Annotated in this window: 12 protein-coding genes; 6 read left to right on the top strand and 6 right to left on the bottom strand. The window is 73.8% G+C overall.

The features are described 5' to 3' along the window. From FHX45_RS07225 to FHX45_RS07210, 4 genes are all read left to right on the top strand, one after another. A complete protein-coding gene (locus tag FHX45_RS07225) occupies nt 1–1,185 on the top strand; it encodes a hypothetical protein (protein WP_167097832.1) in 1,185 nt (394 codons plus the stop codon). After that, nucleotides 1,182–2,531, top strand: a complete 1,350-nt coding sequence (locus FHX45_RS07220; protein ID WP_167097830.1) for an amidase — start codon at nt 1,182–1,184, stop codon at nt 2,529–2,531. Before FHX45_RS07225 ends, FHX45_RS07220 begins: the two co-directional genes overlap by 4 nt. Before the next feature lie 39 nt (nt 2,532–2,570). After that, nucleotides 2,571–2,984, top strand: a complete 414-nt coding sequence (locus FHX45_RS07215; RefSeq protein WP_167097828.1) for a tautomerase — start codon at nt 2,571–2,573, stop codon at nt 2,982–2,984. 65 nt (nt 2,985–3,049) lie between these two features. Continuing rightward, on the top strand, nt 3,050–4,162 hold the full coding sequence (locus tag FHX45_RS07210) for an alpha/beta hydrolase family protein (protein ID WP_208405836.1): 1,113 nt from the start codon (nt 3,050–3,052) through the stop codon (nt 4,160–4,162). 31 nt (nt 4,163–4,193) lie between these two features. Here FHX45_RS07210 and FHX45_RS07205 read toward each other — a convergent pair whose 3' ends face one another. Both FHX45_RS07205 and FHX45_RS07200 read right to left on the bottom strand, forming a co-directional pair. Next, entirely contained in the window at nt 4,194–4,865 is a 672-nt protein-coding gene (locus FHX45_RS07205) for a response regulator (RefSeq protein ID WP_279588848.1), read from the bottom strand. Next, on the bottom strand, nt 4,858–5,940 hold the full coding sequence (locus FHX45_RS07200; protein WP_167097824.1) for a sensor histidine kinase: 1,083 nt from the start codon (nt 5,938–5,940) through the stop codon (nt 4,858–4,860). The genes FHX45_RS07205 and FHX45_RS07200 overlap by 8 nt, the downstream gene beginning before the upstream one ends. A gap of 132 nt (nt 5,941–6,072) precedes the next feature. On the opposite strand from FHX45_RS07200, the gene FHX45_RS07195 reads away from it, so the two are divergent. Both FHX45_RS07195 and FHX45_RS07190 read left to right on the top strand, forming a co-directional pair. After that, nucleotides 6,073–6,759: a hypothetical protein gene (locus tag FHX45_RS07195; protein WP_167097822.1), complete on the top strand. Its 687-nt coding sequence runs from the start codon at nt 6,073–6,075 to the stop codon at nt 6,757–6,759. 39 nt (nt 6,760–6,798) lie between these two features. Further along, nucleotides 6,799–7,464, top strand: coding sequence for an HAD family hydrolase (locus tag FHX45_RS07190; protein ID WP_167097820.1), 666 nt, complete (start codon nt 6,799–6,801; stop codon nt 7,462–7,464). A 7-nt stretch (nt 7,465–7,471) separates the two neighbouring features. Here FHX45_RS07190 and hisS read toward each other — a convergent pair whose 3' ends face one another. The 4 genes from hisS to FHX45_RS07170 all read right to left on the bottom strand — a co-directional run bounded on the left by hisS (nt 7,472) and on the right by FHX45_RS07170 (nt 12,541). Next, the gene (hisS, locus tag FHX45_RS07185; protein WP_167097818.1) at nt 7,472–8,758 is read right to left on the bottom strand and encodes a histidine--tRNA ligase; all 1,287 of its coding nucleotides are present in this window, start codon (nt 8,756–8,758) and stop codon (nt 7,472–7,474) included. Nucleotides 8,759–9,000: 242 nt separating this feature from the next. Beyond that, on the bottom strand, nt 9,001–11,073 hold the full coding sequence (locus FHX45_RS07180; RefSeq protein WP_167097816.1) for a molybdopterin cofactor-binding domain-containing protein: 2,073 nt from the start codon (nt 11,071–11,073) through the stop codon (nt 9,001–9,003). After that, nucleotides 11,070–12,041 (bottom strand): FAD binding domain-containing protein, encoded by a 972-nt coding sequence (locus FHX45_RS07175; protein ID WP_167097814.1) that lies wholly within the window; start codon nt 12,039–12,041, stop codon nt 11,070–11,072. Before FHX45_RS07175 ends, FHX45_RS07180 begins: the two co-directional genes overlap by 4 nt. After that, nucleotides 12,038–12,541 carry a 2Fe-2S iron-sulfur cluster-binding protein gene (locus FHX45_RS07170; RefSeq protein ID WP_167097812.1) on the bottom strand — a complete coding sequence of 168 codons (504 nt, stop codon included), beginning with the start codon at nt 12,539–12,541 and terminating at the stop codon, nt 12,038–12,040. Before FHX45_RS07170 ends, FHX45_RS07175 begins: the two co-directional genes overlap by 4 nt. Between the last annotated feature and the right edge of the window lie 10 nt (nt 12,542–12,551).

Here is a 12,551-nt window from a genome sequence, read left to right as displayed (position 1 = left end):
ATGACGGCCTCGAACGCCAACGGGGGCGTTCCCGTCTCGCGCAGCGCCGCGCGCGTCACCGCTGCGGCCGGTTGTGCCATTTTCGTGGTCTTCGTGGTCGTGGTAGCCGCCACGACCAGTCGCTCCGACGGCCGGCAATGGGCCGGCGACTACACCGATGTCCGGGGTCTGGCCTCCTGGCTGGTCACCGCGATGAGCGAACCGCAGTTCTACGCCGTGGCCGCCGCCGGCCTCGGGTTGTTCCTCGGCGGTCTGTTCGCGCACCTCGCGCAGCGGACCTCCCGGCGGTGGGCGGGGTTCGTGCAGGCCTGCGGCACCGGGATCTGGCCCCCGGTGGTCGGCACCGCCGTGGTCAGCCTGGCCCTGGGCCTCCTGGCCTGGGGGTGGACGCTGCGACCGGGACTGTGGCAGCCCCTCTTCGTGCCGCTGGTCGCCACCGCACCGGCCATGGTCGTCCTCTACGGGCCCGCGCTCCGGGTCTGCGTGACGGCCGCCGTGTCCGGGGCGCTGGTGACCCCGCCGGCGTCGATCCTCGTGGTCGAGTACGTCTGCGGGCCGGCGCACCTGCCCCCGGTCGTCGGGGCCACGGCGGGGATGTGGCTCGGGGCCCTCGTGGCGTTCGGGGCGTGCCGGTTCCTGCCCTGGATGCCGCCGCCCGGACAGTGGCGGTCCGTGCCGGCGGCGGCGGTGACCCCGTCCGCTCCGTCGACGTCACCGTGGTGGGTCCTCCGCCGGGCGCTCGCCGACTTCAGCGAGGCGCAGTTCTTCGGCAACGAGTGGGCCAGCGGCGCCATGCTGGCCGCCGCCGTCCTCGCCTACCTGGTCAGCCCGTCGGCGCTCGCCTACAGCACCGGGCTGTTCCTGGCCGTGCTGGCGAGCCAGGCCCTCACCGCGCTCGCCGGCGTCCTGATGTGGCGGAAGAAGTGGCGGGCGCTGGGTTTCTACCCGACGTTCGTGCCGGTGGTGTCCGTGGCACCGGCGACCGTGCTGGCTCTGGGCGGCACCGTCGGGTCCGTCGTCGCGGGCGCCCTCGCGGGGGCACTCGTCGGGCCCCCGCTCGCGGCGGCGATCTCACGCCGCTTGCCGGGCAGCTTCCACCCGTTCATCGGGAACGTGGCCTCGATGAGCTTCTCCACCGCGGCGATCGTGCCGCTCCTCCACCTCGTACCAGGGATTTCCTCATGACACAGACACCGGGAACCTCCATCACCGACCTCGGGCGGGCGCTGCGCCGCGGGGAGATCTCCGCCGCGCAGCTGGCCGCCGACGCGGTGCGGGCGGTGCGGGACCGCAACGCGACCGTCAACGCCTTCGTCCTGGTGGACGAGGCCGGGGCCGCTGAGGCGGCGCGGCGGGCGGATCAGGAACTGGCTTCGGGTCTCGACCGCGGCCCCCTGCACGGCATCCCGGTCGCCGTCAAGGACCTCATCGACATGGCCGGGCTGCCCACCACCTGCGGTTCGGCGACGTCGTCCGGCGCCCCGGCGACGAGTGACGCGGCGGTCGTGACCCGGCTGCGGGAGCGCGGTGCGGTCATCGTCGGCAAGACCACCCTGCACGAGTTCGCCTACGGCGCGACCGGCGACCGCTCCGTGCACGGCCCCTCGCGCAACCCCCGCGATCCGGGCCGGATCTCGGGTGGCAGCAGCGGAGGCAGCGCGGTGGCCGTGGCCGCGGGCATGGTTCCCCTCTCACTGGGCACCGACACCGCGGGCTCGGTCCGGGTGCCGGCGGCGCTGTGCGGGACCGTTGGGTTCAAGCCGGCCTACGACGCCATTCCCAGCACGGGCGTGCACCCGCTGGCGCCCACCCTCGATCACGTCGGCCTGTTCACCGATTCCGTCGACGACGCCCTGCTCGGCTACCAGGCACTCACCGACCAGCCCGTGCGGCCCCTTCCCGACGACGCGCGGTCGATCGCGGTCGGCTGGATCCGGGCCGGTGACATCGCCCGGTGCGACCCGGGCATCGAGGAACTGACCCACGAGCTGGTGACGCGTGCCGGACTGGCCTGCGAGAAGGTCCCCGGGTTCCCCGGCTGGGACCGCGCCGACGACCTGTTCGACGTGTTCACCGCGCTCCAGAGCCGCGAAGCCTTCGAGGTGCACCGGCACCACCTGGACGCCGATCGCGACCGGATCGACGCCGAGGTCTTCGCGCGGCTCGACAAGGGCCGGAACATCTCTGCCGCGGACTACGAGCGGGCGGACGCGGCGCGCCGGGAACTGGGCAGCCTCGTCCAGGAGCTGCTGCGGACCCACGACCTCCTCGCGCTCCCCACGGTCCCGTTCGTGGCGCCCCCGATCGGGGCCCGCAGCACGCTCGTCGACGGAACCGAACTCGAAGTGCGCTCGGCCCTGCTTTCCCTCACCAGCCCGTGGAACATGACCGGCACGCCGGCGATCAGCGTCCCGGCGGGGCTGCACGACGGGCTGCCGGCCGCCGTGCAGCTCGTCGCCGCGCCGGGCCACGAGCACCTCCTCTTCGCTGCCGCGCGGGCAGTGGAGGCGGCCGCGCGTGACGGCCGCTGACGCGACCGCCGCGCCCATCCACGCAGAAAGGGACAACCCGTGCCATCCATCCAGATCGATCTGCCCCTGACCACCCCGGTCGCCGCGAAGCAAGCGCTTGCGCAACGGTTCGGCGAGATCTACGGCGAGATCATGCAAGTGGGCAAGGACCTCCTCACCGTGTCCGTGCACGACCTCGGTGAAGGCGGGGTGTGGCGGTGCCACGACGACGGCCCCCCGACCCCGTCGGCGCTCATCATGTGCGACGTCCGGAGCGGCCGTCCGGTGCAGACCCGGGCTCGTCTCGCCCAGGCGCTGATCGACGCCTGCGTGGAGATGTTCGGCCTGGACGCGTTGTGGGTGAAGGTGGAATTCACGCAGCACTCCGGCGACGAGATGTACCACCCGCACCTGGACGGCTTCAACACCGACTGGACCGGGGACGAACGAGGCGCCACCGCGCACCGGGGTTGATTCCCGGGTCGCGTCCGGGATGTTCCCGGATGTCGCGGCGGGCACGCTGGGGCAGCCTGATCGCCATGATGCGGAGATCGTTCCTGCTCGCCCTCATGGCTGGCCTGCTCGCCGCGACGGCCGTCCCGGCTTCCGCCGCCCCGGCTCCGGCCGTACCGGGGCTCGCACTGCCCGCGCTCACGGGTCCGCACCGGGTCGGGGAGACCGAGCTGCACCTGGTCGACCCGGCCCGGCCGGACCCGTGGCGGGGCGGCGCGCGGGAGCTGATGGTGACCGTGCACTACCCGGCGCTGCCGGGCCCGGCAGCGCCGGCGCCGTACATGCTGCCCGGCGCGGCGGCGCACTTCGATGCGGTCACCGTCAACGGGATACTCGGGCTCGGCGTGCCGGCCGGCACGAACTGGGCGGGCGTGACGACGCGGTCCCGCCGGGACGCCGTGCCGGTGCCGGGGCGGTGGCCGGTGATCGTGTACTCGCCCGGCCTGGGCGAGCCCCGCACGTGGGGGACCGCGACGACCGAGGACCTCGCGAGCCGCGGGTACGTCGTGGTGAGCATCGACCACACCTGGGAGGCGCCGGAAGTGCAGTTCCCGGACGGCTCCGTGCGGACGATGACCGACCCGGGCGCCCCCGATCCGTTCCTGCGCAAGGCACTCGGCGTGCGGGTGGCGGACACGCGCTTCGTGCTGGACGCGCTCGCGTCCCGGCTGGACGTGCGGCGGGTCGGGATGATCGGCCACTCGATGGGCGGCACGGCCGCGGCGATGACGATGGCCGCCGACCCGCGCGTGATCGCCGGGGTAAACCTGGACGGGAACCTGACCTGGTTCGACGGCAGCCTGACGCCGCCCGCGGCACACGGCCTGGACCGGCCGTTCCTGCTGGTCGGCAAGGACGGGGAGACCGACACCGGGCCCGGCTGGGACGCCTTCCTCGCCGCGACCCGGGGCTGGGCGCGGCAGCTGGAACTGGCCGGCTCCGAGCACGCCACCTTCACCGACGCGGCCACACTGCTGCCCCAGCTGGGCGTGCCGCTGGGCACGATCGACCCGGTGACGGCGGTGCGCACGCAGCGGGCCTACGTCGCGTCGTTCTTCGACCGGTGGCTGCGCGGCCGGGACGACCACCTGCTGGACGGCCCGTCGCCCCGGTACCCGCAGATGGTGTTCGTCCACTGAGGCACCGCGCCACACCGCGCCACACCGGGGCTTACCTCCCGCGGGATGCGGTGACCAGACCGGACTCGTAGGCGATGATCACCAGCTGGGCCCGGTCGCGGGCCCCCAGCTTGGTGAGCAGCCGCCCGATGTAGGTCTTCACCGTCGCCGGGGACAGGTGCAGGCGGCCGGCCAGCTCGGTGTTCGACAGGCCGTGCGCAATGAGCGTCAGCACCTCGGCCTCGCGTGGTGTGAGGACGTCCAGTTCCCGGCCGAGCGGCGGCCGGGGCTCGGCCGTCCGGGCGAACTCGGCGATCAGCCGGCGCGTGACGGCCGGGGCCAGCAGCGCCTCCCCGTCCGCGACCACCCGGATGGCCGCGCACAGGTCGGCCGGGCGGGTGTCCTTGAGCAGGAAACCCGCCGCGCCGGCGCGGAGCGCGCCGAACACGTGCGAGTCCAGGTCGAACATCGTGAGGATCAGCACGCGCACCGAGGGTGCCCGCTCGGTGATCAGCCGGGTCGCCTCGATGCCGTCCATCGTGGGCATCCGCACGTCCATCAGCACGACGTCGGGGCGGGTGGATTGGACCACTTCGACCGCTTCCGCCCCGGTCGCGGCCTCGCCGACCACCGTCATGTCCTCTTCGTTGTCCACCAGCATCCGGAAACTTCCCCGCAGCAGGGCCTGGTCGTCGGCGATCACCAGGCGCAGCGGCTCAGCCAAGGGGAACCTCCGCCGGTGCGTACCGCAGCAGCGCGCGAACCCGGAAACCGCCCTCCGGCAACCGTTCCGCGGTCAGCTCGCCGTCGTACAGGGCGGCCCGCTCGGTCATGCCGACGATCCCGTGCCCGTGCTGGACCGGACTGTCCGCACGGCCCGAGCGGCGGCCGTCGTCGGTCACCTCGACCCGGATCGTGCCCGCCTCGTCGCGCACCACGACCCGGCACCGCGCGGGAGCGGCGTGTTTGATCACGTTCGTGACCGCTTCCTGCACGATGCGGTAGACCGCGAGACCGACCGGCCGCGGCAGGTCCCCGGCCGCCACCACCAGCTCCACGGTGACACCCGCCGCGGCCGCCCGCGTCACCAGCCCCGGCAGATCGGAGAGGCCGGCCGGCGCCTCCGTGTCGTCGCGCAACGCGGTGAGCAGCCGCCGCATGTCGCCGAGCGCCTCGCGACTGGTCTCCTCGATCACCCGGAGCGCGTCGCGCGCCTCCTCCGGCCGGGACGCGGCCACGTGGTTGGCCACTCCCGCCTTCACGGCGATCAACCCCATCCCGTGCGTGACGACGTCGTGCAGTTCCCGCGCGATGCGCAGCCGCTCGTCCGTGCGGATCTGGTGCTGCCGTTGCCGGTCCAGCTGCTCGGCCTGCGCCCGGTGCGCGCGAACGGCGCGCCCGGCCGTCCACGCCGCGTCCAGCAGCGGCACCCCGAGGGCGAACCACCAGGCAGCGAGTCCGCCGAGGGCGGCCACGGCAGCCGCCGCGGCCAGGTGCGCGGTGGAGCGTTCCCGCGTGAGCGCGACCAGGTACAGCACCAGCGCGGCGCCGGCGAACGGGTCCCACAGGACGCCGAGGAACGCCGCGGCCAGTGACACGGCCAGCACGCACGCCAGCGCCGGAACTGGCCACCGCCGCCGGGCCAGGACCAGCAGCCCGATCACCAGCGCGACGGCCGGCGACACCGGCAACCGCCACCCGGGGTCCTCGTGCAACAGGTTGCCGGCCACCGCGACATCGGCGACGACCAGCAGCCCGGGCAGCAGCACGTCCGCCGCACGGGCACGCCACTCGCTCATCACCGCACGATATCCGGCATCCCGGCGGCACCACGTCCGACCACGGCGGTCATACCCAGGTCTGATGCCGGGCGCGCGCAGTGTCGGCTGCGGTCCGATTCGCCGCGGCGGCCGCGCTGGGAGGTTCTTCCCATGACTCGCGAAACCCGTTGGATCGGCGGCACGACGATGATCGCCGCGCCGCTGTTGCTGCTCGCCGGCCTCCTGCTGCGCGTGCCGTTCCCCTTCTTCTTCCCGCACCAGCTCGCCGCGGCCGTCGACCACCCCGGGCTGCTGACCGCGGCCTACACCTTGGTGTCCGGCGGCACCGTCCTGTTGTGCCCGGCGGTGCTCGCGCTCGCCGGGCACGTCCGCCGGGCGCGGCCGGGATGGGCCCACTGGGGTGCGGTCCTGGTCGTCGCCGGCTTGTTCGAGCGGACCTTCCACGCCGGGTTCGACCAGGCCGCCCTTGCCCTCGCCCGGCACGGCGGCACCGGGTTCGCCACCGGGTTCGTCGCCGACGCCTACGGTGACCTGCACCTGTTCAGCTTCCTGTCCTTCACCATCCTGCTCGGGTGGCCGGTGCTCGCCTTCGGTGCCTGGCGCGCCGGCGTGCTGCACCCCGTGCGGGCGCTGGGGCTGGCGGCGACCTCGGCGCTGCCGCTCGGGGTGCTGAAGGGGACGACCGTCCTGTCGATCCTGGCCGTCACCGGGTTGTGCGTGGCGCTGGTGCCCTCCGGGGTGCGGCTGCTGCGGTCGGCGCCGCGACCGGACCTCCGGCTCGTGCTGGCGGCCGTGCCCGCGGTGGGGCTGCTCGGCTATGTGAGCACGCTCGGCTGACCGGTTTCCCGGGCGAGCGGCGTGGGCAACCCGTCCGGCATGGCCAAGGTTCTCGTGCTCGATGTGGACGGCACGCTGGTGGACACGAACTACCACCACGCGCTCGCCTGGTTCCGCGCGTTCCGCAGCTACGGCGTCACCGTGCCGGTGTGGCGGATCCACCGCGCCATCGGGATGGGCGGCGACCAGCTCGTGCCCGAGGTCGCCGGCCAGGAGGTCGAGGACTCAAGCGGCGACGACATCCGCGCCAAGTGGAAGGAACTCGCCGACGGCATGCTGCCCGAGGTGTGCGCCCTCGGCGGCGCGCACGAGCTGCTGCGGGCGGCCCGCGACGCCGGGTACCGGGTGGTGCTGGCCAGCTCCGGCAAACCCGACCACGTCGACCACTACCTCGACCTCATCGACGGCCGCGAGCTGGCGGGGGACTGGACCAGTTCGAAGGACGTCGAGGCCACCAAGCCGGAACCGGACCTGCTGGAGGTCGCGCTGGAGAAGGTGCGCGGCGAGCAGGCGGTGGTCATCGGCGACTCGGTGTGGGACTGCGTCGCAGCGGGCCGCATCGGGCTGCCCTCGGTCGGGCTGCTGACCGGCGGGTTCGGCGCCGCCGAGCTGACGGACAACGGCGCGAACCGCATCTTCGCCGACCTGCACGAACTCCGCTCGAACCTGGACGACCTGCCCTTCGGCGGGACCTCGGCGAGCTGACCCGGAGCTACCGGCGCAGGTGGGCGGGCACGTCGTCGACCGGCATCCGGGTCTGCTCGCCGGAGGCCATGTCCCGCACCGTGACCTCGCCGGCCTCCTGCTCGGCCGGGCCGTAGATCAGCACCGTGCGGGCGTGCTGGTCGTTCGCCCACTTCAGCTGGCGCGCCAGCTTGCCGGAGGTGCCGAGGTAGACGCCCGTGCGCAGGCCCTCGGCCCGCAGCCGTCCCGCCAGCCGCAGCACCTCGTCCTCCGCGCCGAGCACGGTGAGCGCCACGTCCAGCCCACCGGCCTGCTCGGCACCGGCCGCTTGACCCGCCAGGATGCGCTCCAGGCCGATCGACCCGCCGCACGCCGGCATGTCCGGTCCGCCCAGCTTCGCCACCAGCCCGTCGTACCGGCCGCCGGAGGAGATCGAACCCGGGTAACCGGCCGCGGTGACCTCGAAGATCGGGCCGGTGTAGTAGTCCAGGCCGCGCACCATCCGCGGGGTGAACACCACCCGCCCGGACGGCAGCCCGGCGGTCAGCTCCACCAGCTTGTCCACCTCGGCGAGGCCGGCGCGGCCGCGCTCGGTGGTGTCCAGCTGCTTGCGGATGCGGTCGGTGTCGGTGGCCACCACGTCGCCGACCAGGCTCTCCGCCGTCGCCGCCGGCACGCCGCGGTCCGCCAGCTCGGCGATCACCGCGTCCGGGGTGGCCTTGTCCAGCTTGTCGAGGCTGCCCAGCACCTTCGCGCCCGAGTCCTCGGGAATGCCGTACGCCTCCAGCAGGCCGTGCAGGGCCTGGCGGCTGTTGACCAAGAACCGGAAGTCCGCCACACCCAGCTCGGTGAGCGCGTCGTTGATCGCCCACAGCGTCTCGGCGTCGGCCAGCGGCGAGGCCGAGCCGACCGTGTCCAGGTCGCACTGGACGAACTCGCGGAACCGGCCCTGCGCGGGCCGGTCGGCGCGCCACACGGGGCCGATCGCGTACCGCTTGTACGGCGAGGGCAGTTTGCTGCCATAGGTACCCATCACCCGTGCGAGCGGGACGGTGTGGTCGTAGCGCAGCGCCAGGTCGGCCTCGCCGGTGGCCTCGTGCACCCCGCGCTTGAGGATCTTGAAGATCAGGGCCGACGCGTCCTCACCGAGCTTGCCGGCGAACACCTCGAGGCGTTCGAACGCCGGGGTCTCCAGGGGGTCGAAGCCGTACCGCTCGAAGACGGCGCTGACGGTGTCGAACGCGGCTTTGCGGCGCCGCACGTCGTCGGCCAGGAAGTCGCGGGTCCCGGAAGGTGGCTCGGCGGCCTTCGCCATGAAACGGTCCTTTGCGCTCGGGTACCCCGCCATTGTCCCGCGCGCGCCGCACGCGGTGAGCGGGACCCCTGGACAGCCGGAGGCCCCGGCCCGCCGAGGGGGAGGTGGACCGGGGCCTCCTGCTGCACCCAGCGGCACCCCTGCGCGACACCGGATTGCGACTCCGGCGCCCGGCTACCCAGGCCGCCCGGCGGGTAAACCCTCACCAGCCGGAAAAAGATCTCCGGCGCGGCCGGCCCCGGTCAGGGCAGCGCGGGCAGCACCTTGTCCAGGGTGATCGGCAGGTCGCGGATGCGCGCCCCGGTCGCGTGGAACACCGCGTTGGCCACCGCGGCCGCCGTGCCGACGATCCCGATCTCGCCGATTCCCTTGACGCCCAGGGCGTTGACGTGCGGGTCCTCCTCGTCCAGCCAGTGCGCCTGCACGTCCGGCGCGTCCGCGTTCACCGCGATGTGGTACTCGGCGAGGTCGTGGTTCACCACGTGCCCGAACCGCGGGTCCAGCACGCTGTCCTCGTGCAGCGCCATCGACAGGCCCATCGTCATCCCGCCGAGGAACTGCGACCGGGCGGTCCGCGGGTTGACGATCCGCCCGGCGGCGAACACACCGAGCAGCCGCGGCACCCGGATCTCGCCGGTGTCGGCGTGCACCCGCGCCTCGGCGAACTGCGCGCCGAACGCGTACATCGCGTACTTCTCGCGCGCCGGGTTGTCGCCCGTCGTCGCGTCGGCCTCGTCACCGTCGTCCGGGTCGCGGCCGAACTTGTCCCGGAACGCGCGCGCCGCCTCCACGATCGCCGAACCCCAGGTCGCCGTGCCCATCGAGCCGCCGGCCACCGCCGCCACCGGGTACGCGGTGTCGCCCAGTGCCACGTCGACCTCCTCGACCGGCACGTCCAGGGCGTCCGCGGCGATCTGCGGCAGCACCGTCCACGCCCCGGTGCCCAGGTCCGCCGCACCGATCTCCACGGCGTACCGGCCGCCGGAGAAGCGCACCAGTGCGGTCGTCCCGGCCCGTGACGACGACGGGTACACCGACGCCGCCACCCCGGTGCCGGTCAGCCAGCCGTCCTCCCGCCGCACCCCGGGGCGCGGATCGCGCCCGTCCCAGCCGAACCGCCGCGCGCCCTCGCGCAGGCACTCGACCAGGTGACGGCTGGAGAACGGCCGCCCGGATTCCGGGTCCACCCCGGGCTCGTTGCGCACGCGCAGCTCGATGGGGTCGAGGCCCAGCTCGTACGCCAGCTCGTCCATCGCGACCTCGGGCCCGAACATGCCAGGGCACTCGCCGGGCGCGCGCATCCACGACGGCACCGGCACGTCCAGCGCGGCCAGCCGGTGGGTGGTGCCGCGGTTCGGCGCGGCGTACATCATGCGGGCCGGTACCGCGGTCTGCTCGGCGAACTCCTTGATCCGCGAGGTCTGCTCCACCACGTCCAGCCCGAGCGCGGTCAGCCTGCCGTCGCGGGTGGCGCCCAGGCGCATCCGCTGGATCGTCGGCGTCCGGTACCCGGCGAGGGCGAACATCTGCTGCCGGGTGAGCGCGAGCTTCACCGGACGGCCCGGGTGCGCCCGCGCGGCCATCGCGGCCAGCACGACGTTGGCGTGCGGCAGGCCCTTCGACCCGAACCCGCCGCCGACGAACGGGCACACCACCCGCACCCGCTCCGGGGGCAGGCCGAACACCTTCGCGATGGCTTTGCGGGACGGGTGCACGCCCTGCGTGGAGTCCCACAACGTCAGGGAGTCGTTGTCCCACAACGCCGTCGTCGCGTGCGGCTCCAGGGGGTTGTTGTGGTACATCGCGGTGCGGTAGGTCCGCTCGACCGTCACCTCCGCGGATGCCATCGCGGCGTCGACGTCCCCGGTCCCGGTGTCGGTGGGGAACGCGGGGTTCACCTTCTCCGGTGCGTACAGGTCGTCGCGATCGGCGGACAGCTCGGTGTCGTGCGCTGTCTCGGCGTAGGTCGCGAACACCAGTTCCGCGGCGTGGCGGGCGATCTCCGAGGTCCGGGCGATCACCAGGCCGATCACCTGGCCGCGGAAGGCCACCTCGCGGTCCTGCAGCACCGCCAGCTCGCGGTCCTCGGTGGAGGCCAGCCGTTCGGCCGTGCGGAAGGTGATGACGTCGAGCACGCCGTCGAGCACCTCGGCCTCGGCGGTGTGGATCGCGGTGATCCGGCCGCGCGCCACGGTGGCCTGCACGGGGTGGCAGAACACCGGCGCGTCGACCGGTGTCTCGTAGGCGTAGGTGGCGGCGCCGGTGACCTTGCGCGCGCCGTCACGCCGCACCAGCGGTTTCCCGATCGCGGTCACGACAGCTCCCGGAGCACGGACACCAGGGTGCGGGTCAGCAGGGGGACCTTGAACTCGTTGCCCGGCAGCGGCCGCGCCTGCGCCAGCTCCGCCCCGGCGGCGGCGCGGAACGTCGCATCGGTCGCGGGTGCGCCGCGCAGCACGTCCTCGGCCTGCCACGCGCGCCACGGCTTGTGCGCGACCCCGCCGAACGCGATCCGCGCGTCGCGGACGGTCTCGTTCGCGACGTCGAGCAGCGCGGCGACCGACACCAGCGCGAACGCGTACGACGCCCGGTCGCGGACCTTGCGGTACCGCTGCCGTCCGGCGGGCGGCGCGGGCAGGTCGATCGCGGTGATCAGCTCGCCGTGCTCCAGCACGGTGTCCCGCTGCGGCGTGTCGCCGGGCAGCCGGTGCAGCTCGGTGAACGGGATGGTGCGCTCGCCGTGCGGCCCGAGCACCCGCACCGAAGCGTCCAGCGCGGCCAGCGCGACCGCCAGGTCGGACGGGTGGGTGGCCACGCAGTGCTCGGACGCGCCGAGGATCGCGTGGTAGCGGGTGTAGCCGCCGATCGCCGAGCAGCCGGAGCCGGGTGTCCGCTTGTTGCACGGTGTCGTGACGTCCTGGAAGTACACGCACCGCGTGCGCTGCAACGGGTTCCCGCCGGTGGTCGCCATGTTCCGCAACGGCCCGGACGCGCCGGCCAGCAGCGACTCGGCCAGTGCCGGGTACCGTGACCGCACGCGCGGATCGGCGGCCAGGTCGCTGTTGGGCACGCCCGCACCGATCGACAGCCCGCCGTCGTGCTCGGTGATCTCGGTGGAGGTCAGGTTCGTGACGTCGACCAGGCGAGCCGGGCGGGTGATGCCGAGCTTGAGGTGGTCGAGCAGGTTCGTGCCGCCGGCCAGGAACACGGCCGACGGGTCGGCGGCGACGGTGCGGACGGCGGTCGCCGCGTCGGCCGGCGCGTCGTAACTGAACGGCTTCACCCGGCCGCCTCCTCGATCGCGGCGACGATGCCGGCGTAGGCGGCGCAGCGGCACAGGTTGCCGCTCATCCGCTCGGCGATCTCCGCCCGGGTCAGCGCGGGGTGCGCCGTCAGGTCCGGGCTCACGTGGCTCGGCCAGCCCCGGCCGGCCTCGTCCAGCATGCCCACGGCGGAGCAGATCTGGCCGGGCGTGCAGTAGCCGCACTGGAACCCGTCGTGCTCGAGGAACGCGCGCTGCACGGGGTGCAGCTCGCCGTCCGGGGCGAGCCCGGCGGCGGTGGTCACCTCGGACCCGCTCCGCGCGACGGCGAGGGTCAGACAGGACAGCACCCGGCGGCCGTCCGCCAGCACCGTGCAGGCACCGCACTGGCCGTGGTCGCAGCCCTTCTTCGCGCTGGTGACGCCGAGCCGTTCGCGGAGCGCGTCCAGCAGCGTGGTGCGGCAGTCGACCGCCAGGCGGTGGGTGGTGCCGTCGACACGCAAGGTGATCTCCGCGTCCATGACCCGGGGC

It is taken from the genome of Amycolatopsis granulosa, assembly GCF_011758745.1.
Lineage (GTDB): Bacteria > Actinomycetota > Actinomycetes > Mycobacteriales > Pseudonocardiaceae > Amycolatopsis_E > Amycolatopsis_E granulosa.
The sequence above is the reverse complement of the archived record's forward strand: the minus strand, read 5'-3'. Positions and strand labels throughout refer to the sequence as shown.

Bases quoted from the DNA above. Each gene is read 5' to 3' on its own strand.
- FHX45_RS07225 (WP_167097832.1), top strand. From the start codon at position 1: ATGACGGCCTCGAACGCCAACGGGGGCGTTCCCGTCTCGCGCAGCGCC.
- FHX45_RS07220 (WP_167097830.1), top strand. From the start codon at position 1,182: ATGACACAGACACCGGGAACCTCCATCACCGACCTCGGGCGGGCGCTG.
- FHX45_RS07210 (WP_208405836.1), top strand. From the start codon at position 3,050: ATGATGCGGAGATCGTTCCTGCTCGCCCTCATGGCTGGCCTGCTCGCC.
- FHX45_RS07200 (WP_167097824.1), bottom strand. From the start codon at position 5,940: ATGAGCGAGTGGCGTGCCCGTGCGGCGGACGTGCTGCTGCCCGGGCTG.
- FHX45_RS07195 (WP_167097822.1), top strand. From the start codon at position 6,073: ATGACTCGCGAAACCCGTTGGATCGGCGGCACGACGATGATCGCCGCG.
- FHX45_RS07190 (WP_167097820.1), top strand. From the start codon at position 6,799: ATGGCCAAGGTTCTCGTGCTCGATGTGGACGGCACGCTGGTGGACACG.
- hisS (WP_167097818.1), bottom strand. From the start codon at position 8,758: ATGGCGAAGGCCGCCGAGCCACCTTCCGGGACCCGCGACTTCCTGGCC.
- FHX45_RS07170 (WP_167097812.1), bottom strand. From the start codon at position 12,541: ATGGACGCGGAGATCACCTTGCGTGTCGACGGCACCACCCACCGCCTG.